This window comes from Kribbella pratensis (assembly GCF_004365355.1).
Lineage (GTDB): Bacteria > Actinomycetota > Actinomycetes > Propionibacteriales > Kribbellaceae > Kribbella.
In genome coordinates, this window is record NZ_SODP01000002.1 from 1,432,989 (window position 1) to 1,453,183 (window position 20,195).

The 20,195-nt window shown below is 68.1% G+C and carries 21 protein-coding genes and 1 riboswitch; of the genes, 10 read left to right on the forward strand and 11 right to left on the reverse strand.

The features are described 5' to 3' along the window. Nucleotides 1-47: 47 nt before the first annotated feature. Nucleotides 48-665 carry a tyrosine-protein phosphatase gene (locus EV653_RS23645; protein ID WP_134105877.1) on the reverse strand — a complete coding sequence of 206 codons (618 nt, stop codon included), beginning with the start codon at nucleotides 663-665 and terminating at the stop codon, nucleotides 48-50. Between the two features lie 40 nt (nucleotides 666-705). After that, nucleotides 706-2,130 (reverse strand): MFS transporter, encoded by a 1,425-nt coding sequence (locus tag EV653_RS23650; protein ID WP_134105878.1) that lies wholly within the window; start codon nucleotides 2,128-2,130, stop codon nucleotides 706-708. Nucleotides 2,131-2,222: 92 nt separating this feature from the next. On the opposite strand from EV653_RS23650, the gene EV653_RS23655 reads away from it, so the two are divergent. After that, nucleotides 2,223-2,885 (forward strand): TetR/AcrR family transcriptional regulator, encoded by a 663-nt coding sequence (locus EV653_RS23655; protein ID WP_134105879.1) that lies wholly within the window; start codon nucleotides 2,223-2,225, stop codon nucleotides 2,883-2,885. Between the two features lie 95 nt (nucleotides 2,886-2,980). Then, complete coding sequence (locus EV653_RS23660) at nucleotides 2,981-3,166, forward strand: YegP family protein (RefSeq protein ID WP_134105880.1); 186 nt, start codon at nucleotides 2,981-2,983, stop codon at nucleotides 3,164-3,166. Nucleotides 3,167-3,241: 75 nt separating this feature from the next. Here the strand turns inward: EV653_RS23660 and EV653_RS23665 are convergent, their stop codons facing one another. Further along, nucleotides 3,242-3,604 (reverse strand): YciI family protein, encoded by a 363-nt coding sequence (locus EV653_RS23665; protein WP_134105881.1) that lies wholly within the window; start codon nucleotides 3,602-3,604, stop codon nucleotides 3,242-3,244. A 100-nt stretch (nucleotides 3,605-3,704) separates the two neighbouring features. Between EV653_RS23665 and EV653_RS23670 the strand changes: the two genes are divergently transcribed. From EV653_RS23670 to EV653_RS23680, 3 genes are all read left to right on the forward strand, one after another. Next, nucleotides 3,705-4,661 carry a pyridoxal-phosphate dependent enzyme gene (locus EV653_RS23670; RefSeq protein WP_134105882.1) on the forward strand — a complete coding sequence of 319 codons (957 nt, stop codon included), beginning with the start codon at nucleotides 3,705-3,707 and terminating at the stop codon, nucleotides 4,659-4,661. 295 nt (nucleotides 4,662-4,956) lie between these two features. Next, nucleotides 4,957-5,124, forward strand: a riboswitch (cyclic di-AMP (ydaO/yuaA leader). Next, nucleotides 5,124-5,972, forward strand: a complete 849-nt coding sequence (locus EV653_RS23675) for a C40 family peptidase (RefSeq protein ID WP_134105883.1) — start codon at nucleotides 5,124-5,126, stop codon at nucleotides 5,970-5,972. It overlaps the preceding riboswitch by 1 nt. Before the next feature lie 191 nt (nucleotides 5,973-6,163). Continuing rightward, nucleotides 6,164-6,400: a hypothetical protein gene (locus EV653_RS23680; RefSeq protein WP_134105884.1), complete on the forward strand. Its 237-nt coding sequence runs from the start codon at nucleotides 6,164-6,166 to the stop codon at nucleotides 6,398-6,400. Here the strand turns inward: EV653_RS23680 and EV653_RS23685 are convergent. Both EV653_RS23685 and EV653_RS23690 read right to left on the reverse strand, forming a co-directional pair. Further along, nucleotides 6,397-7,053 carry a response regulator gene (locus EV653_RS23685; protein ID WP_134105885.1) on the reverse strand — a complete coding sequence of 219 codons (657 nt, stop codon included), beginning with the start codon at nucleotides 7,051-7,053 and terminating at the stop codon, nucleotides 6,397-6,399. The two genes, EV653_RS23680 and EV653_RS23685, sit on opposite strands and share 4 nt — an antisense overlap. Continuing rightward, a complete protein-coding gene (locus EV653_RS23690) occupies nucleotides 7,050-8,258 on the reverse strand; it encodes a sensor histidine kinase (protein ID WP_134105886.1) in 1,209 nt (402 codons plus the stop codon). The genes EV653_RS23685 and EV653_RS23690 overlap by 4 nt, the downstream gene beginning before the upstream one ends. A 143-nt stretch (nucleotides 8,259-8,401) precedes the next feature. Here EV653_RS23690 and EV653_RS23695 point away from each other — a divergent pair, with 143 nt between their 5' ends. From EV653_RS23695 to EV653_RS23705, 3 genes are all read left to right on the forward strand, one after another. Beyond that, on the forward strand, nucleotides 8,402-9,292 hold the full coding sequence (locus EV653_RS23695; protein WP_134105887.1) for an ABC transporter ATP-binding protein: 891 nt from the start codon (nucleotides 8,402-8,404) through the stop codon (nucleotides 9,290-9,292). Between the two features lie 33 nt (nucleotides 9,293-9,325). Next, the gene (locus EV653_RS23700; RefSeq protein ID WP_134105888.1) at nucleotides 9,326-10,135 is read left to right on the forward strand and encodes an ABC transporter permease; all 810 of its coding nucleotides are present in this window, start codon (nucleotides 9,326-9,328) and stop codon (nucleotides 10,133-10,135) included. 194 nt (nucleotides 10,136-10,329) lie between these two features. Beyond that, nucleotides 10,330-10,515: a DUF3073 domain-containing protein gene (locus EV653_RS23705; RefSeq protein ID WP_130387089.1), complete on the forward strand. Its 186-nt coding sequence runs from the start codon at nucleotides 10,330-10,332 to the stop codon at nucleotides 10,513-10,515. A gap of 173 nt (nucleotides 10,516-10,688) precedes the next feature. Here EV653_RS23705 and purM read toward each other — a convergent pair whose 3' ends face one another. Beyond that, the gene (gene purM, locus EV653_RS23710; protein ID WP_134105889.1) at nucleotides 10,689-11,762 is read right to left on the reverse strand and encodes a phosphoribosylformylglycinamidine cyclo-ligase; all 1,074 of its coding nucleotides are present in this window, start codon (nucleotides 11,760-11,762) and stop codon (nucleotides 10,689-10,691) included. Between the two features lie 101 nt (nucleotides 11,763-11,863). Further along, nucleotides 11,864-13,429: an amidophosphoribosyltransferase gene (gene purF / locus EV653_RS23715; protein WP_370358424.1), complete on the reverse strand. Its 1,566-nt coding sequence runs from the start codon at nucleotides 13,427-13,429 to the stop codon at nucleotides 11,864-11,866. A 259-nt stretch (nucleotides 13,430-13,688) separates the two neighbouring features. Between purF and EV653_RS23720 the strand changes: the two genes are divergently transcribed. Together EV653_RS23720 and EV653_RS23725 are read left to right on the forward strand one after the other, a co-directional pair. Beyond that, the gene (locus EV653_RS23720) at nucleotides 13,689-14,672 is read left to right on the forward strand and encodes a helix-turn-helix transcriptional regulator (protein WP_238159999.1); all 984 of its coding nucleotides are present in this window, start codon (nucleotides 13,689-13,691) and stop codon (nucleotides 14,670-14,672) included. Between the two features lie 3 nt (nucleotides 14,673-14,675). Further along, nucleotides 14,676-15,662 (forward strand): helix-turn-helix transcriptional regulator, encoded by a 987-nt coding sequence (locus EV653_RS23725; RefSeq protein WP_134105891.1) that lies wholly within the window; start codon nucleotides 14,676-14,678, stop codon nucleotides 15,660-15,662. Nucleotides 15,663-15,979: 317 nt separating this feature from the next. On the opposite strand, the gene EV653_RS23730 is transcribed toward EV653_RS23725, so the two are convergent. Genes EV653_RS23730 through EV653_RS23745 form a run of 4 tightly spaced genes read right to left on the reverse strand, consistent with a single transcriptional unit; the run spans nucleotide 15,980 to nucleotide 20,151 of the window. After that, on the reverse strand, nucleotides 15,980-17,350 hold the full coding sequence (locus EV653_RS23730; RefSeq protein ID WP_134105892.1) for an NAD(P)(+) transhydrogenase (Re/Si-specific) subunit beta: 1,371 nt from the start codon (nucleotides 17,348-17,350) through the stop codon (nucleotides 15,980-15,982). Further along, the gene (locus EV653_RS23735; RefSeq protein WP_134105893.1) at nucleotides 17,347-17,652 is read right to left on the reverse strand and encodes an NAD(P) transhydrogenase subunit alpha; all 306 of its coding nucleotides are present in this window, start codon (nucleotides 17,650-17,652) and stop codon (nucleotides 17,347-17,349) included. The genes EV653_RS23730 and EV653_RS23735 overlap by 4 nt, the downstream gene beginning before the upstream one ends. Further along, nucleotides 17,652-18,773 (reverse strand): NAD(P) transhydrogenase subunit alpha, encoded by a 1,122-nt coding sequence (locus tag EV653_RS23740; RefSeq protein ID WP_134105894.1) that lies wholly within the window; start codon nucleotides 18,771-18,773, stop codon nucleotides 17,652-17,654. The genes EV653_RS23735 and EV653_RS23740 overlap by 1 nt, the downstream gene beginning before the upstream one ends. A gap of 43 nt (nucleotides 18,774-18,816) precedes the next feature. Further along, nucleotides 18,817-20,151 carry a dipeptidase gene (locus tag EV653_RS23745; protein ID WP_134105895.1) on the reverse strand — a complete coding sequence of 445 codons (1,335 nt, stop codon included), beginning with the start codon at nucleotides 20,149-20,151 and terminating at the stop codon, nucleotides 18,817-18,819. Nucleotides 20,152-20,195: the final 44 nt, after the last annotated feature.

The window sequence follows — 20,195 nt, forward strand, 5'->3', positions numbered from 1 at the left end:
ACCCTCCCGGCAACGGACAACACAAACATCGGGGACCACCCCGGGCTTCACCCGGTCAGCCGACCCACTAATCCACCCAATTGCTCACTGCTTGCCCCGGAATTCAGCAGATAGGCAGCCGTTCCGCCGTACTGCGCCCGCACGTGATCGAGCAACCGCACGATCGTCTCGCCGGCCGCCCCGGAAGCTCCGTAGTCAGCGGCAACCAATTCACGAGGCACTCCGATCAGATCAAGCGTCAACGCAACGACGACCCCGGTCCGGTCCTTACCTGCATGACAACTCACCACCACACATCCAGGCGGCGCATCGGCGATCGCCACGACGGCCGCCGCGACCCGCTCGGCGAAGTCGTCGAGCAGAATCCGGTACTGCTCGAACAACCCCAGCTCCGACACGTCCGGGTCGCCCGGGTCCCAGAGCGGTACATTCATCAGCCGCGGATCGTCGGCATACGGGGATCGGAACGTCTCGCACTCCCAAGCACTGCGGAGATCCACGAACCGGCTGATTCCAGCGGCGTGTACGGCGGTGAGGCCGGCGGGGGCGAGCTGGTCGAGATTGTCGCTGCGGATCAGGCGGCCCGTCCGGAGCTGACCAGCTGTCGCCGGCAGTCCGCCGAGATCCCTTGCATTGCGGCAGTCCGGCCAGGCTAGGGGTTGCATGGCAACCACCGTAGTCGGGCCGGACGTTGCTGCGGGCAACTTATGCGGCGGCTGTGGCCTCGGTGAGTTGTTCTGAGGTGGGCTGGAGTTGGGGTGTCGCCATGGTCAGCAGGACGTTGGCGACGGCGAAGGCGGCGGCTGCCAGCAGGCCGCGTTCGTAGCCTGACTGCAGGGCCTGCAATTGAGTCGCGCCGTGGGTGAGCTCGCTGGTCGTGTGGCTGATGGAGAGGGTGGTGACGATCGCCAGCCCCAGCGCCCCACCGACCTGGTACATCGCGTTGACCACACCGGACGCCGCACCGGCCTCAACAGGCCGCACCTCGGACACTGCGTTGATCTGCCCAGGTACGCCGACGCCGATGATGCCGAAGCCGAAGATGATCAGACCGGGCAGGAGTTCCGAGCTGTAGCTACCGGCGGCGTCAGCCTGCGAGAGAAGGAGCAGGCCGATGACGCTCAGGACCGCGCCGGCCATCTGGACGGTCCGCGTGCCAAGTCGCTGCACCAATTGGGACGCCAGCACCGCACCGACGATCGCCGCGCCGCCCATCGGCAAGAAGTGAACGCCGGCCTCGAGCGCACTGTCGGCACGCACCTGCTGCAGGTAGATAGCAGTCAGGAAGAACATGGACAGGAACCCGGCGCCGTTCAGCGCCAGCGTCGCACCGGACACGCTCAGCGCCCGCGACCGGAACAGTCGCAGCGGCACCAACGGAGCAGCCGATCGCGACTCCACCACCACGAACGCCACCAGCAGCAGCACCCCAGCGGTCAGTACGCCGACAACCTCGAACGATCCCCAACCGGACGGCTCGGACCGCACCACGCCGTACACGACGGACATCAGACCAGCCGTGCCGAGCACCGCGCCGAGCGTGTCGAACGTACGGCGACCCGTCGAGTGCCGCAGGTCCGGGACGAAGACCGGGATGAGGGCGATCAGCGCGATCACGATCGGCACGTTCACGAAGAAGACCCACTGCCAGCTGAGGGAGTCCACGAGTACGCCGCCCGCGACCACCCCGAGCGTGCCGCCGAGACCGGCGAGACCACCCCACACGCCCATCGCGATGTTGCGTTCGCGTCCGTGCGCGAAGGTCATCGTCAGGATGGCCAGCGCCGCGGGTGACAGCAGCGCGCCGCCGAGGCCCTGGATCGCACGGGCGCCGATGAGGAACTCCGGCGAGTTGGAGAGGCCGGCGACGAGGCTGGTCGCGCCGAAGAGCACCAGGCCCGCGGTGAACACCCGGCGCGGACCGAGCAGGTCGGCCATCCGCCCGCCGAGGAGCAGGAAGCCTCCGAAGAGCAGTGTGTACGCGTTGATGACCCACTGCAGGGAATCGGCGGAGAAGTGCAGATCCGCCTGGATGTGGGGCAACGCGACGTTCACGATCGTCACGTCGAGCACCACGATGAACTGCGCTAGAGCCAGCACCGCCAGGGTGGCCCAAGGACTGCGTCGCATTGCCGTACCTCGCTCGGTTGAGAGTCTACGCTGTATGTATACGCCGTAAGCTTACGGAGTAGACAGTAGGTCTACGGTGTAGACTTGTCAACGTGATCACCAAAGAGACCTCCCGCCGCCTCGATCCGGAGAAGGTCGTCGACAGCGCGCTGGCCATCGCCGACGACGAAGGACCGGCCGCGGTCTCGTTCCGGAAGCTGGCCGCGCAGCACGACGTCACGCCGATGGCGCTGTACCGGCACTTCAAGGACAAGGACGACCTGCTGGCCGCGATCGGGGACCGCATCCTGGCCGACGTCGTCCTCCCGGCGCCGAACGACGAGCGCTGGGACAAGCAGCTCCACGCGCTGCTGACCGCGTTCGTGACCGCGCTCCGCGGACACCCTCGCCTTGCGGACCTGACGCTGCCGAGGATCCTGATCACCGAGCCCGGCCTGGCGCTGTCCGAGCGGGCACTGGAGCTGCTCGTCGAGGGCGGATTCACCGTCGACGACGCGGCCGAGGTCGGCCGGCAGGCGATCTGCTCACTGATCTCACTGGTGACCACGGACCCGATCGCCCGCGAGGTCAACGACCCTGAGGCTCGCGAGGCCTCCCTACGGCGTAAGCGAGCGTCTCTAGGCGCGCTGTCCCCGGAGCGCTACCCGTTGATCACCTCCGCCGCCGGCGCACTGATCTGCCCGGAGTCGAGAGACCGGTACTACGAGATCGGCCTCGACCTGGTCGTCGCAGGCATCCGCGGCATCCGCGAGTAGGCAGACGCTCTCCTAGGCGTGTACGCACCCCACCACCCGCCCGAGGGGACTACGCTCCGAAACGGAGTGATCACATCTTCTACGGAGGTACACCGATGGCGGGGAAGTTCGAGCTGTACGAGGACAAGTCCGGCGAGTTCCGGTTTCGCCTGAAGGCCGGCAACGGCGAGGTGATCGCGACCAGCAGCGAGAGCTACAAGACCAAGGCCTCCGCGCTGAACGGGATCGACTCCATCAAGCGGAACGCCGTCGACGCGAACATCGACGACCAGACCAGCTGAAACGTCAACAAAACAAGGGGGTTCTCCACAACCTGTGGAGAACCCCCTTCGTTGCGGAGCGGTCAGAGGGAGCGCTCAGAGACCGTCCGCGAACTCGACCCCGCGAACCTCGACGCCGAGGCCCTCGATCGCCGCGTCCGGGATCATCGCGGCCAGCTCCAGCGCGCGCTCCCGGGACGCCACGTCCACCAGGTAATAGCCGCCGAGGAACTCCTTCGACTCCACGAACGGCCCGTCTGTCACCGCCGGGAGACCGCCCCGGACCGTGACGACCGCGGACTGGGCCGGCTGCTGCAGCGCGACCGTGCTGTGGAACTCGCCCGACGCCTTGATCGTGTCCATGAACTTCTGGTGCCCGGATCCGATGGCCTGCTGCTCGGCTTCCGGCAGCGCCGCGATCACGTCGGGGTTGATGTTCAGAACCAGTAGGTACTTCACGGTTTCTCCTTCACCCGCGGCCCCCGGGGTGGGCGCCTCTCGTTCATCAGTACGGAGCGGGTCGGCGCACTTTGACATCGCCCGCAGATAACGTCGGATCGTGCTGAGTCTCACAGATGTCCGGGCCGCCGCTGAGCGCCTGAAGGGTGTCGCCCACCGAACGCCGGTCCTCACGTCGCGGACGCTCGACGAGCGGGTCGGGGCGGAGGTGTTCCTGAAGGCCGAGAACTTCCAGCGGATCGGTGCGTTCAAATTCCGGGGCGCGTACAACGCGATCAGCCGGCTCACGGCGGAGCAGCTCGACGCGGGCGTCGCGGCGTACTCCTCCGGCAATCATGCGCAGGCGGTCGCGCTGGCGGCGCAGCTCGCCGGGACGACCGCGGTGATCCTGATGCCTGAGGATGCGCCGCCGACGAAGGTCGCGGCCACCCGCGGGTACGGCGCCGAGGTGGTCACGTACGACCGCTACACGCAGGATCGGGCCGCCCTCGCGCAGGAGCTGGCGACCGAACGCGGCCACACGCTGATCCCGCCGTACGACAACTACGACGTGATCGCGGGGCAAGGGACCGTCGCGCTCGAGTTGCTCGAAGAGGTCGGGCACCTCGGCGCCCTGCTGGTCCCGGTCGGCGGCGGCGGGTTGATGGCCGGTTGTGCGACCGCGGCGACGCTCATGTGCCCCGGGATCCGGATGATCGGGGTCGAGCCGGCGGCGGGCGACGACCACGCCCGCTCACTGGCCGCGGGCGAGCGGGTGGAGATCGCCGTACCGCGAACGATCGCGGACGGGCAGGCGATCTCGACGCCCGGCGAACTGACGTTCGCGGTGAACCGGCGGCTGGTGGAGTCGTTCGAGCTGGTCAGCGACGAGGAGATCGTGGCAGCGATGGCGTTCGCGTTCGAGCGGCTGAAGATCGTGCTGGAGCCGAGCGGGGCGAGCGCACTGGCCGCAGTGCTGGCCGGACGGATCCACGGGATGCCGGAGCGCGTCGGAGTGGTCCTGTCGGGCGGCAACGTGGGGCTGGAACGGTTCCGGGAGCTGCTCGGAAATAGCTGAATTCGCAAGGATTTTAGGGTGCCCTGACCACCCTCTGTGCTCGTTGTCACAGATAGCCACCATCAATTGTGACCGAGGTCACATCGAACCCCTCATTTCCCGCCTGAGCCCCGCTCAGACGCGCTCAGGACACCTGGTGTTCACCCAGGCTCGCTGATCCGTCAGATGCCCTCTCAGAGGCATTTGGGAGGGTCTTTGTGGATCTGAGGGTTTGCGTCGTGATCGTTCTGTTATACAGTCGTCGGCGGTTCGGTAAACAACACGAACCGCACGTGGGTCAACGCCGAGCCCTGCCAGGGCCCATGTGCTCCCCTCGAACACCATGGCAGGGGTGGGGGACCCAGGAAGTTGGGTCTCGACCGTGAGTGGTCGAAACCCTGGGGTGAAGTCCGCGGGAGCGGACCGGGCTATGAATCCCAGCCCGAACCCGACAGCTAACTTCACAGGCGTCGGGAGACCACCATGCCCGTCACTGCCCGACGGACGTCGCTTTCGCGCGCCGTCACCCAGCTTTCCAGTACCGACCGGCCGCCCGGCCGGACCCTGGCGAAGCACCGTAGGCCCAGCAAGTCCAGCAGCGCACCTCGCGCCGCAGCCGCCGTTCTGTCGGTCGGCCTCGCTGTCGGCGGTGGAGCCGCCCTCAGCATCAGCACCACCCCGGCAACCGCCTCGGCAACCACCATGACCGCTGCTCAGCAGCGCGGCCACATGAGCATCCCGAGCCGGCCGTTGCTCCGGCTGGGTGACTCCGGTCCGACCGTGAAGTACGTCCAGAGGGCCTTGCACCTCGGTCCGGACGGCTACTTCGGCAGCAGCACCGTCCGCGTTCTGAAGAAGTTCCAGACGTCGTGGGGCCTGAAGGCCACCGGCTACACGGACAAGAAGACCTGGGGTCGGCTGACCTGGGCCGCGAAGCACAAGGTGCTGTACGGCAACCATGCCGCCGCGAGCGGCACCACCACCTTCCGGGCCAAGGTGCTCCGGGAGGCGGCCAAGCTCAAGGGCACGCCGTACCGCTACGGCGGCACGACGACCCGCGGCTTCGACTGCTCCGGCTACACCGGCTACGTGTACAAGAAGGCCGGTCACAAGCTGCCGCGCACGTCGCGCCAGCAGTACAGCGCGACCAAGCACATCAGCCGCAAGGCCGCCAAGCCGGGTGACCTCGTGTTCTTCCGCAGCGGTGGCGGCGGCGTGTACCACGTCGGCATCTACGCCGGTGGGAACATGCTGTGGCACGCCTCGAAGCCGGGTCGCCCGGTCGCCAAGGCGAAGATCTGGACCAGCAGCGTGGCCTTCGGCCGCATCTGAGTCCTGACCGGTCGGCACCCCTCCCCCCATCGGGTGCCGCTGGTCGTCAGCGTCCTATCCCCCCAGGCGCGCTGACCATGAAACCGGCCGGGCCGTCGCCCCCACCCCTCCGACGGCCGGGCCGGTTTCCTTTGTGCATACCTGCCGTTCACCCGCCCTCCCTACGCTGCCCACGAGGCAACGGAGGGTTGATGCGGCGACTGATGGGCCCGCTGTGGGTCGCCACGGTGGTGACGGGTTTCTACGGCACGGTTCGGGGTGTGTCCGAGAAGGCCGAGGAGACCGGGAAGTCCTTCTGGCGGGTCTTTTTCTCCGGGCAGGAGAACTTTGTCTGGCACAGTGCGCCGGGCTGGTACTACCCGGTCTGGATCACGCTGACGGTCGTCACCGTGGCTGTCACCGCCTGGTACTTCTTCTCGCGCGACTAATCGTCGAGCAGACCGGCTTCGTACGCCAGGATCGCCACCTGCACGCGGTTCGTGGCATCGAGTTTCACCAGCGCTCGGGAGACGTGCGCCTTCACGGTGGCCTCGCTCATGAAGAGCTTCCGGCCGATATCGGCGTTCTGCAGGCCGCGGCCGACCTCGACCAGCACCTCGCGCTCGCGTTCGGTGAGCTTGCTGATCCGCTCACGCGCCACCCGCCGCCGGTCCGTCCGCGGGTCGCCGGCGAAGTGCCCGATCAGACGCCGCGTCACCGCGGGCGACAGCATCGCGTCCCCGGCCGCGACGACCTTGATCGCCTGCACCAGCTCGCGCGGCGGCGTGTCCTTGAGCAGGAACCCACTGGCCCCGGCCTGTAGAGCGCGGAACACGTAGTCGTCCAGATCGAAAGTCGTGAGTACGACGATCTTCGGCGGATCCGGCAGCGCCTGAACCTCCCGCGTCGCCGCCAGCCCGTCCAGCCGCGGCATCCGGATGTCCATCAGTACGACGTCCGGCCGATGCTCCTTCACCATCGCCGCGGCGTCCGCGCCGTCGTCGGCCTCGGCGACCACTTCGAGCTCGTCGTCCGACTCAAGGATCATCTTCAGCCCGGCCCGGACCAGTGCCTCGTCGTCCACGATCAGCAGCCGCGTCATCGTTCCCCTTCGTCGCGGTTCGACGCCGTGTCCACGAACTCGGGCTCGGCATCTTGTTTGCGGTCATCCCACGGCAGCCAGGCCTCGACCCGCCAGCCGCCTTCGAGCGTCGGCCCGGTGGTCAGCCGGCCACCGACCAGCTGCACCCGCTCGCGCAGCCCGACCAGTCCCGCACCGGCGCCAGGGAGCAGTGAATCAGCAGCCACCGGCCGCACGTTCGTCACCCTCACCGTCACACCCTCGCCCCGCGCGCCATGGACCCACACTTCGGTCGCAGCGCCGCGGGCGTGCTTGTGCACATTGGTCAGCGACTCCTGCACCAGCCGGTAGACGGTCCGCCCGAGCGAATCCGGTACGTCGGGCGGCAGCGCAACGTCGTACCCGACGGTCACCCCCGCGTCGCGGGACGCCTCGATCAGCCGCTCGAGATCCGCGGCGTGGGGCACGGGCGACAGGTCTGCGCCTGCCACGCTGACGTCGGACCGGAGTACGCCGAGGACCTCGCGGAGGTCCTCCATCGCCTGCCGGGCGGTTTCGCGGATGAGCTTGGCCGAGCCTTCGACCTTGTCCGCGCCGACGGCCGGGTTCACCTCGAGACCGCCTGCGTGCAAGGCGATCAGCGAGACCTTGTGCGCGAGTACGTCGTGCATCTCCTGCGCGATGCGGGATCGCTCGCCGAGCCGGGCCTGTTCGCTGCGCAACTCACGCTCCGCCTCGGCACGCTCGGCCCGGTCCCGCAGCGATGCCATCAGGTCGCGGCGCGCTCCGACGTACGCGCCGACCGCGATCCAGCTTCCGACCAGGAACGGACCGGTGAAGATGGAGACCCAGATCGATCCCTTGCCACCCCAGGTGTTCAGTACGTAGGCGGCGTACGACGCCAGACCGAGGATCGCCAGGGCGAGGTCGCGGCGACGGATCGAGAGCGTCAGCAGCGCGAGCCCCATCGGGACGAAGATCCCGCCGGTCAGCATCGCGACAACGGCGATCGCGGTGACCGTGACGGGGAACCGCCGGCGCCAGAGCAGCGCCACCGAGGCGACGATGCCGGCACCGAGGACGTACCAGTCCTTGGGGCTCCAACCGCCTCCGCCGGACGCGGCCTGCGCGACGATCGTGAGCAGACTGAAGGCGACGAACAGGAAGTCGCGCACGCGCGGGGCATGCCTGACCCACCAGGCGTACCACCGGCGCAACCGTCGCATTCCGTCACTGTAGTTCGACGGTCGACGCGATCACGTCCCCCTTCCGGGTGGGTTCCGGGGGTGTCCCGGACGACTTTCGTAGGGGGTGGCCGCAGCCCCTCGTCCGATGTGCGAGGGGGGTCGCCGGCGGTTGACTCGATGTCATGATCACCGTCGAGAACCTGACCAAGCGCTACGGCAGCACCACGGCTGTCCAGGACGTGTCGTTCACCGTTCAGCCCGGCAGCATCACCGGCTTCCTCGGCCCGAACGGGGCCGGCAAGTCGACCACGCTGCGGATGCTCACCGGCCTGACACCGCCGAGCTCCGGCACCGCCACCATCACCGGCAAGCGGTACGCCGACCTGCCGAACCCGGGCCGGGTCGTCGGAGTCATGCTGGACGCCGCGGCGCAGCACCCGGGCCGGACCGGCCGCGAGACGCTGCTGCTGAACGCCAGCCTGCTCGGGGTGCCGAAGACCCGCGCCGACGAGATGCTCGAGGCGGTCGGACTCAGCCACGCCGCGAAGCGCCGCGTCGGTCAGTACTCGCTCGGCATGCGGCAGCGGCTCGGTATCGCGGCCGCGCTGCTCGGCGACCCCGCCGTACTGATCCTCGACGAGCCTGCCAACGGGATGGACCCGGAGGGCATCCGGTGGATGCGCGGGCTGCTGCAGGACTTCGCCGCCCGCGGCGGCACCGTGATCCTGTCCAGCCACCTGCTCGGTGAGGTGCAGGCGACCGTCGACCGCCTGGTCGTCATCGGTGGCGGCCGGATCGTCGCCAACGGCTCGCTGGACGAACTGCTCGCCGGGACCGGCACTCTCGTCCGCGGCCTCGACCCGATCCGCCTGAACGAGGCCCTGACCGCGGCCGGCCTGAGCCTCGAGCCGCTCGCCGACGGCTCGCTGCGCGTCGATGCCACCGCCGAGCAGGTCGGGCGCGCCGCCGCCGCTGCCGGTCAGATCCTGATCGAACTCCGCCAGAGCGACGGCGCCGGCCTGGAGGACCTGTTCTTCCAGCTGACCGCAGCGCCCACCGCCGCGGCCGCCTGATCACACCCAATCCTTCTTCTGGAGCTCATCGCTATGACCACTGTGACCGAAGACGTCCCGACCACCGCTCCGGCCAAGCACCGGGCCGAGGTAGCGACCACGCTGCCGCCCGCCCGCGGCCAGTCGTTCCTGAAACTGGTCGCCATCGAACTACGCAAATCCGTCAACACCCGCAGCGGCCGGGTCCTGATCGCCGCGATCCTGCTGGTCGCTGTGGCCGCGCTGACCTGGCAGATCACCCACCTGCCGCAGGGCGCAGCCGGCTTCGACGGCTTCCTCGGCGCCGCATCCACCGGCGTCATGCTGCTGCTGCCGGTGATCGGCGTGATGGCGATGACCTCGGAGTGGACGCAGCGGACCGCGCTGACAACATTCACGCTGTCACCGCGCCGGGTCCGGGTGCAGCTGGCCAAGTTCGTCTCGGCCGTCGTACTGAGCGTGGTCGTGATGACCGGGGTCGTCGCGATGGCTCTCGCCGGCACGGCGCTCGCCGGTGGCATCACCGACCACGCTGCGTCGTACGCCGGACTGGGCGGGCAACTGGCCGGCGCCTATCTGACTGTGGCGCTGAACGTCGTGATGGGCGCCGCCTTCGGTGCGGTCATCCCGCAGACCGCGGTCGCGATCCTGGCCTTCTTCATCGCGCCGACCGCGTGGTCGCTGGCCGGGCCGGCGCTGTTCAAGGACAACGCGAACTACCTGGACGTGTTCGGCGCGCTGGGCCGGATCGCGGAGCGGGATCTGCACGGGATGGTGCCCGAGACGCTGACCGCGGTCGGGGTCTGGATCGTCCTTCCGACGATCGTCGGACTGTGGGCTAGCTCACGTCGCGAAGTGAAGTAGCGGGGCCGGACGCGGTGGGGTGGGCCGGTTTGAGGGGATCGGCCCGCCCCGCCGATGCTGTGATCGGACCTCTGGGCGGGGGCGGTGCGTGTGTCGATCCCGCGCTCCGGGTATCCTTGAATCACGATTACTGACGACTGATCCGTGGGCGCCACGCAGCGTACCCGGTTGACTTGTGCGAGGGGGTCGACGCTATGGGGCGCGGCCGTGCAAAGGCCAAGCAGACGAAGGTCGCACGCGACCTGAAGTACCGCACCTGGGACACCGACTTGGACCAGCTCAAGCGTGAGCTGTCCGGTGACCAGGGTGGCGACCGTTCTGCGAACGGCGAGAACGACGGCGACGGAGACGACGCCGACGACTACCACCCCCGTCGGTAAGCATCAGCCCGGCTGAGCTGCTCAGGCGCCCCTCGGGGTGACTGAGCAGTTCACCGTGCGTCCGACGAGAACCACCACACCAGCACCACCTGTGGCGGATCAGCGGTCGTAGCTGCCCGAGGCGTCGGACAGCTCGTTCCGGAGCCGCTCCCAGGTGGTGCTGGATGCGTGCCTTACTTGGCGTAGGTACCTTCGAGGGTGACGGTGCCGCCTGGCGTCGCAGTGACCTCACCGCATACCCATGCGGGGATGTCGCGGGCGGCCAGCGCCTGGATTGCGGCATCGGCCGCCGACGGGTCGAGCACTGCGACCATGCCGGCGCCCATGTTCAGCGTCTTCTCCAGCTCCGGCAGCGCGACATCGCCGAGCAGGCCCACGAGCCCGAAGATCGGCGCCGGCGTCCAGGTCGACCGGTCGATCCGGACCGACAGCTCGGCCGGGATCACGCGCGCCAGGTTCGCGGCGAAGCCACCGCCGGTGATGTGCGACATCGCGTGCAGCGGCCGCCTGTCCTCGTTGTTCAGCTCCTGGATCAGCTCCAGGCAGTGCTTGGCGTACACGCGGGTCGGCGTCAGCAGGACCTCGCCCAGCGTCGTACCGAGCTCCGGCACCTCGCGGTCCAGCGTCCACTTGGCCCGGTCGAAGAACACGTGCCGCACCAGGCTGTACCCGTTCGAGTGCAGTCCCGACGACGCCATCGCCAGCACGACGTCCCCTGCGCGCACCCGCTCCGCGCCGAGCACCTCGTCCGCCTCGACCACGCCGGTCGCGGCGCCGGCCACGTCGTACTCGTCTGCCTTCAGCAGACCCGGGTGTTCCGCGGTCTCGCCGCCGACCAGCGCCGTACCGGCCTCGACACAGGCCTCCGCGATGCCCTTCACGATCTGCGCGATCGTCTCCGGGACCACCTTGCCGGTGCAGATGTAGTCGGTCATGAACAGCGGCTCCGCGCCGCACACGACCAGGTCGTCGACGACCATCCCGACCAGGTCGAACCCGATCGTGTCGTGCTTGTCCAGCTTCTGCGCGATCGCGACCTTGGTCCCGATCCCGTCCGTCGAGGTCGCCAGCAACGGTCGACGGTACGACGTCAGGGCGGTCGCGTCGAACAGGCCGGCGAACCCGCCGAGCCCACCGACCACCTCGGGGCGGGTCGCCTTCGCCACCCACTCCTTCATCAGCTCGACGGCGCGGTCACCGGCCTCGATGTCGACCCCGGCGGACGCATAGCTCGCGCCTTCGCTCACGTTCTTCTCCTCGGTACGGCGGTACTCCGGGCGTCCGGCGTACGGCCGTCTTCCCGGGGGACTGGATTACGGGCGGCTCTGCATCACGGACGGCCCGGCAATCACGGACGGCTCAGGGCGTCGGCGGCCCCGCCACCGCCGGAGACCGTGGCCAGACCGTCGACGTCGGTCACCGGCAGCTCGAGCAGGTGCTTGCCGAGGTGCTCCGGGTCGGGCAGGGCGACCGGGTAGACACCGTCGAAGCAGGCCCGGCAGAGCCGCTCCTTCGGGACCGTCGTCGCCTCGACCAGGTTGTCGAGGCTGATGTAGCCGAGCGAGTCGGCGCCGAGCGAACGGCAGATCTCCTCGGTGTTCAGCCCGTTCGCGATCAGCTCGGCCCGGCTGGCGAAGTCGATGCCGTAGAAGCACGGCCACTTCACCGGCGGCGCGGTGATGCGGACGTGGATCTCCTTGGCGCCGGCCTCGCGCAGCATCCGGATGACCGCGCGCTGCGTGTTGCCGCGGACGATCGTGTCGTCGACGACGACCAGGCGCTTGCCCTCGATCACCTCGCGCAGCGGATTCAGCTTGAGGCGGATGCCGAGCTGGCGGATCGTCTGGCTCGGCTGGATGAACGTGCGGCCGACGTACGCGTTCTTGACCAGGCCGGAGCCGTACGGGATGCCGGACTCCTCGGCGTACCCGATCGCGCCCGGCGTGCCGGACTCGGGCGTCGCGATGACGAGGTCGGCCTCGGCCGGGTGCTCCTTGGCCAGCTTGCGGCCGATCTCGACGCGGGTCGAGTAGATCCGCTGACCGGAGATCTGGGTGTCCGGGCGGGCCAGGTACACGAACTCGAACAGACAGCCCTTGGGGTCCGGCTGGGCGTACTTCGTCGAGCGCAGACCGTCGGCGTCGATCGCGACGATCTCACCCGGCTCGACCTCGCGGATGAACGAGGCGCCGACGATGTCGAGAGCCGCGGTCTCGCTGGCGACCACCCAGCCGCGCTCGAGCCGGCCCAGGACGAGCGGACGGATGCCCTGCGGGTCGCGGGCGGCGTACAGCGTGTTCTCGTCCATGAAGATCAGGCTGAACGCGCCCTTGACCTTCGGCAGGATCTTGGCGGCGGCCTCTTCGATCGTCAGGTCCGGGTACCCGGCCAGCATCGAGGTGAGGATGTCGGTGTCGGACGACGCACCGTGCTTGGCGTTCGCCTTCGCGTGGTCGACGTCGGCGTCGAGACCGAGATCCAGGTCACCTTCGCCGTTAAGGCTGGCAGCCAGTTCGCTGGTGTTGGTCAGGTTGCCGTTGTGCCCGAGCGCGATCGAACCGGTCGCCGTGGACCGGAACGTCGGTTGCGCGTTGGCCCACACGCTGGAGCCAGTCGTCGAGTACCGGCAGTGGCCGATAGCGATATGCCCCCGGAGCGAGGCCAACGTCGCCTCGTCGAAGGCCTGACTGACCAGCCCCATGTCCTTGTAGACCAGAATCTGCGACCCGTTACTGACCGCGATCCCCGCCGACTCCTGGCCCCGGTGCTGCAAGGCATACAGTCCGAAGTAGGTGAGCTTGGCAACCTCTTCACCAGGCGCCCAGACCCCGAACACCCCACAAGCATCCTGCGGACCCAAATCCTGCGGGTCGAGTTCATGAGTAAGCCGACCATCGCCACGAGCCACACCCACAGTCTACGGGACGCCGCTCGGCGCGCGGACCAGGACTACCAGCAGGTCTGTCCGGGGCCGCAAGCCGGCTCGGACCCGCCGGCGGCCGAGGCAGGCAATGCAGCGGCCGCCACAAGAAGCAGCGCGGTTCCAACTACGCTCAGCACCTTCTTGATCACACTACGACCTTTCGAAATAATCCGGAATCGACCTACGTGTCCTCTTTATCGACGCTGTCTGTATATGGTCGGTTCCGACAAGTTTCTGAAGGAGAGGGATCGTGCTCGAGCCGCTGGGGGTGGACGAAGCCACTTTCGCGGTCTATCACGCCCTTCTCAGTCACCCAGACAGTACGCCCGAGCAGATTGCGGCGCTAGTAGACCGTTCAACGGGCGAAGTCGAGGAGCTGATGGGCAAGCTCCGGAGGCTGGATCTCCTGGTGCCGACCTGGACCAACCCCGACGGCGAGCATGCAGTTCACCCGCGCGTCGGACTGACCGGCCTGGCGGAACGGCGCCGCACCGAGCTGAACAAGGCGCTCGGCGAACTGAAGGAAGCCGAAGCGTCCGCCGAGGTTATCGCCGAGCAGTACAACGAGTTACTGACGTCCCGAAGCAGCGGAGACGTCGAGGTGCTCAAGGGGCGCGCGAACGCGTCTCGCCGGATCGAGGAACTTGCACTCAAGGCGAGGACCACGTTCTGGGGCCTGGTACCTGCGCACTTCGACGACACGGTCCCGAAATCAGATCGATCCCCTGACTTCGAGCACCTGGGACGCGGCCTCAAGATGAGAACCGTGTACCTCCAGAACATGACCGCCTCGAAACAGGCAGTGGAGTACGCCTCCATGATGCACCGGCTCGGCGGCGAGGTTCGGGTGACTCCGACGCTGCCGATGCGGCTGCTGATCTTCGACCAGGAGATCGCGATCATGCCCATGGACCCCGAGAACCCGACCGCTGGAGCCGTGATTCACCGCACTCCGGCGGTTGTCTCCGTTGCTCTGGCGCTGTTCGATGCGTACTGGTCCCGCGCCGCAGAGATGTTCGAGCCCGACAACCGCGAGGACGAGGCCCCGCTGACCCCGCACGAGGCCGAAGTGCTGCGGCTGCTGGCCGGCGGGGCCAAGGACGAGCAGGTTGCCCGGCTCCTCGGCATCTCCCTCCGCACCGCCCGTCGCATCACCGCCAACCTCTCCGAACGCCTCGACGCCGCCAGCCGCTTCGAACTCGGCGTAGCAGCCGCGAAGCGCGGCTGGGTCTGAGGCGTGTTTGACGCTGCAGGGCTCACCGAGCATCTGCTGGCGGTCTACCGCACTCTGCTGCAACAGCCGGAGCTAGGGCGAAGCTCGCGGCTGGGTGATCTCGCCTCCGCACTGGGGCAGAGCGAAGGCGAGACGTCCAGCGATCTGGAGGAACTGCGCGAGCTTGGGTTTGTCGTGCCGAGCTGGATCGAGGGAGTCGAGTACCCGCTCGATCCGTCGGTCACGTTCGGACGCCTCGCTGCCCGCAGGCAGCAGGAAATCGACGCACTGAACGACGAGCTCCGCTCGGACCAACTGGCCGCAAGCAGGTTCACCGCGGATCTCGCAAACTTTCTGGTCCAGAGAAAGTCGCAGGACGTCGAAATCCTCGAAGGCCGTGAGCTCGCCAATCAAAGAATGCAGCGTTTCAACCCGACAAAATCTATCTGGGGATTGATACAGGCCGATGCAGTCACGACAATCGACCCCGATACCTTCCCTGACAAGCCATATCTTGCGGCCGGCGTAGAGATTCGGTACCTCTACCCGGAGTCCTACTGGAAAAGACCAGGAGTTCCCGAATTCCTGGCCTTCCTGGCCGGCCAGGGCGGAAAGGTTCGCATCACGCCGTCAGTGCCCTTTCGCTTGGTCATTTTCGACGCCGACTCGGCGGTCCTGGAGATCAACCCCGACGACCACACGGTTGGCGCCGTCGTTCACCACAGTCGCGCGGTGGTCCGGATGGCAGAGGAGCTGTTCCTCAGCTATTGGGACCGAGCGGCCGAACCGTTCGGAGAGCAGCAGCTAGCGAGAGCAGGCGACATCAGCGCGCAGGAGGCGGAGTTCCTCAGGCTCTTGGTGCGCGGTGCGACCGACGAGCAGGTGGCGCGGAAGCTTGGGGTTTCTATGCGGACCGTGCGGCGGATTGCGGCGAAGCTCAGTGAGCAGGTGGGGGCTTCGGGGCGGTTTGAGTTGGGGGTTCGGGCGGCGCAGCGGGGGTGGGTGGATTAGCCCCAGTCCCAGGAGCGGGAAAGGGGTGGGTGGGGGCAGGGCATGGGGATCTCCTTGGAGCGGGGGAAGGAGAGGGGAAATGGGTGCGCCGCCCGGGCCTCTCGTGGGGAAAGTCAAACAGAGGGGCGTGCGGGCGGGCAACGAAGCGGGGTGGCCGGGGTAGGTCGTTGACCGGAGGCGGCCAAGGGGTGCTGGTCTACTTACCGGACTGGACCTGAGTGTGGGGAATTTCGGGCAGGAAGATGTCAGGTGGTTGCGCGGAAACGTCGCGCTGTGGTTTAGTACGCGCCTTTTCGGATGACAGCGTTTTCCCGGAGTCACACGGTCTTGAGGGCGCCCAGGAGTTTTGTGAGGGAGTCGCGGGCGTCGCCGAACAGCAGCGTTGTTCGCGGGTCGTAGAGGAGTTCGTTCTCGATGCCGGCGAAGCCGGGGCGCATCGAGCGCTTGAGGAAGATGACGCGTTGGGCCTCGTCGGCGTTCAGGATCGGCATGCCGTAGATGGGGGCCGACGGGGTGTTGCGGGCCGCCGGGTTGACCACGTCGTTGGCGCCGACGACCAGGACCACGTCCGTGGTCTTGAAGTCGCCGTTGATGTCGTCCATCTCGCGGAGCTGGTCGTACGGGACCTGGGCCTCGGCGAGCAGCACGTTCATGTGGCCGGGCATGCGGCCGGCGACCGGGTGGATCGCATAGTCGACCTTCACGCCCCGCGACTGCAGCTCCTCGACCAGATCACGCAGGACGTGCTGCGCCTGGGCGACCGCGAGACCGTACCCGGGCACGATGATGACCTTGTTCGCGTACCCGAGCAGGATCGCCACGTCCTCCGGGCCACCCGAGATCACCGGTCGATCGGACGCCGTACCAGCGCCTAGCGTCGACCCACCCCGGATCGCGCCGAAGAGGATGTTGAACACGGACCGCCCCATCGCGTCCGCCATCAGCTTGGTCAGCAACGTACCGGCGGCGCCGACGAGCGTGCCCGCGATCAGCAGCAGCGTGTTGCCCAACACGTAACCGCCCGCGGCCACCGTCAGACCGGTGAAGGCGTTCAGCAACGAGATGACGATCGGTACGTCGGCGCCACCCACCGGCAGCACCAGCATCACACCGATCGCGAGGCCCAGCAGGCAGAGCAGTACGCCGACCCACACGCGCGGGTCGGACACCAGCCAGACACCCAACGCCAGCCCGCCGAGGATCGACGCGACGAACAGCACCGGCAGACCGGGGAACGTCACCGGCCGCGTCGTCATCAGCTCCTGCAGCTTGGTGAACGTCACCACCGATCCGGAGAAGCTCACCGCTCCGACCAGGATCGTGAACGCCGAAGCGATCGCGGCCACCGTCGCATCGGACGAGACCTCGTCGAGCTCGAGCAGGGCGACCAGCGCGGCCGCGCCGCCGCCGACACCGTTGAACAAGGCAACAAGCTGCGGCATCTGGGTCATCTGCACCCGCCGCGAACCGATCACGCCGCCGACGGTGCCGATCACGAGCGCGATCAGGATCGGCGCGAGGTGGTCCGGCTTGTACGCCGCGAACGTGATGAGGACCGCGAGGACCGCGCCCGCGGCGCCGATCAGGTTGCCGGTCCGCGCGCTCCGCGGCGACGACAGCGCCTTCAGCGCGACGATGAAGCAGACCGCGGAGACCAGATAGCCGATCTGGGCCCAGGTGGGGATCACTTGTGCAGCTCCTTCTTACGAGCCGCCGGACCTTTGAACATCTCCAGCATCCGGTCGGTGACCACGAACCCGCCGACCATGTTCACGGTCGCGAGGACGACGGCCAGCAGCCCGACGATCACCACGATGACGGAATCAGCCGAGCCCGTGACGATGATGGCGCCGACCAGGATGACACCGTGGATGGCGTTCGCCCCGGACATCAGCGGGGTGTGCAACGTCGAGGAGACCTTGCTGATCACCTCGACCCCGACGAACGCCGCGAGGACGAAGATCGTCAGCAGCGCAATGGACTCGGTCATCAGGCCTGGCCTTTCAGGAGCTCGCGGGTGGGCTCGTGGAGCACGCTGCCGTCGTGGGTGACGCAGCACCCGCGGACGATCTCGTCGTCGAAGTCGGGGTCGAAGGCGGCGTTGCGGGTCATCAGCCGGATCAGGTTCGCAATGTTCTGACCGTAGAGCCGCGATGCCGGACCGGCCATCTGCGAAGGCACGTTCGCGCCGCCCCAGACGAGCGCCTGGCCGATGGTCAGCTCGGTCCCGGCGACGGATCCCTCGACGTTGCCGCCCTGCTCGGACGCCAGATCGACCACGACCGATCCCGGCTTCATCTGCTCGACCATCGATCGCGTCACCAGCAAAGGCGCAGTACGACCAGGCACCGCGGCTGTGGTGATGAGCGCGTCGGCGGCGGCGATGTACGGCGTGAGCAGTTCTCGCTGGAGCTGTGCGCGCTCGGGTGTCATCTCGCGTGCGTATCCGCCGGGTCCGTCGAGGGTCCCCAGTTCGAGCTCGATCGGTACAGCGCCCATCGACGCGATCTCCTCGGCGGCCGCAGTACGCACGTCGTACGCCTTCACCACCGCGCCGAGGCGCTTGGCGGTCGCGATCGCCTGCAGACCGGCGACACCGGCTCCTAGTACGACGACCTGCGCCGGCGGGACTGTGCCGGCCGCGGTCATGTTCAGCGGGAAGAACCGCGGGAGCCGTTCGGCGGCGACGATCGCGGCCCGGTACCCGGCGACGAGCGCTTGGGAGGACAGCGCGTCCATGGACTGGGCCCGGGAGATCCGCGGGATCAACTCCATCGCGAACGCGGTCAGCTTGGCGCGAGTGGCGGTTCGCACCACGTCCGGAGGGTTGGTCGGCAGGAACGACATCAGCGCCGTACCGGCGTGCAACCGCTGCAGGCGCTCGCGTTCCAGCGGCTGGACCGACGCCACGATCGTGGCCGCGTGGTCGGCGCCCCAGGCCACTTCGGCGCCGGCGTCGCGGTACTGGTCGTCGGAGAACAGCGCGCGCTCACCGGCGGCCGGCTCGACCGCGACCGTGTAGCCGAGCTCGATCAGTTTCGCGACTTGTTCCGGCACCAGCGCGACCCGGCGCTCCGCCGGTCTCGTCTCCCGTACGACTGCGATCTTCACTCGCCGAAACCTATGCCAAACACTGGGTCGCCGGAAAGCCCGATCACGCCTGGTTCGCCAGGTTCTGAAGCAAGAGAGCTTCTGCGAGGCACACCTTCGCGAACTCGGCGAGGTGCAGGCCCTCGTCGATTCCGTGGGCGCGGGTGTCGGGATCCTCGACGCCGGTGACGAGGATCGTTGCCTGCGGGAACGTCTGCTGGAACTCCGCGATGAACGGGATCGAGCCGCCCATCCCCATGTCCACAGGCTCCACGCCCCACGCTTCCTGGAACGCCGAACGGGCCGCTTCGTAGCCGGCGCCGCGCGCGTTCACACTGCACGGCTGGCCGTTCTGGCCCTCGGTCACGGTCACCTGCGCACCCCAGGGCGCGTGGTTCTCCAAGTGTTCACGCAATGCCGCACTGGCCTTGATCGCGTCGTCGCCGGGGGCAACCCGCAGGCTCACCTTGGCCCGCGCGACCGGCACCAGCGTGTTGCTGGCCTCCGCAACGGACGGCGCGTCGATACCGACGACTGCAACGGCCGGGCGGGTCCACAGTCGGTCCACGAGCGAACCCGAACCGGTCAGCCGGACGGAATCGAGCACCGAGGACTCGGACCGCAGCCGGTCCTCCGGGTAGACCACGTCCGCCGCGCGGGACGCGTGCAGCCCGTCGACCGCGACGTCGCCCTTGTCGTCGTGCAGGGTGGCGAGCAGCCGGCACAGCGCGGACAGCGCGTCCGGGATCGGCCCGCCGAAAAGACCGGAATGTACGGCGTGGTCGAGCGTCCGCACCTCGACGTACGCCTCGACCAGGCCGCGCAGCGAGACGGTCAGGGCCGGCGTACCGACCTCCCAGTTGCCGGAGTCCGCGATCACGATCGCGTCCGCGGCGAGATCCTCGGAGTACTCGTCGAGCAGTTGCAGCAGGGTCGGAGACCCGATCTCCTCTTCGCCCTCGACGAACACCGTCACGCCCACCGGCAGATCGTTGCCGAAGGCCCGTACGGCGGCGAGGTGCGCCGCGATCCCGGCCTTGTCGTCGGCGGCGCCCCGGCCGTACAGCCGGTCGTCGCGCTCGGTCGGCTCGAACGGGTCCGAGGTCCACTGCTCGACCGGTCCGGTCGGCTGGACGTCGTGGTGCGCGTACAGCAGCACGGTCGGCTTCCCGGCCGGGGCCGGCTTCTTCGCGATCACCGCCGGCGCACCGTCGCCGGCGCGGACGATCTTCACCGTGAAGCCCTCGGCCTCGAACAACGCGGCGGTCGCCTCGGCTGACCGCTGGACGTCGGCCGCACGGGCCGGTTCGTAGCTGACCGACGGGATCCGGATGAGGTCCTCGAGGTCGGCACGGACGCTGGGCAGAACGCGGTCGATCGCCGCGGACAGATCGGTCATGCGACAACCGTACGGCGTCCGTTCCCGAGGCCGACGCTCAGTTC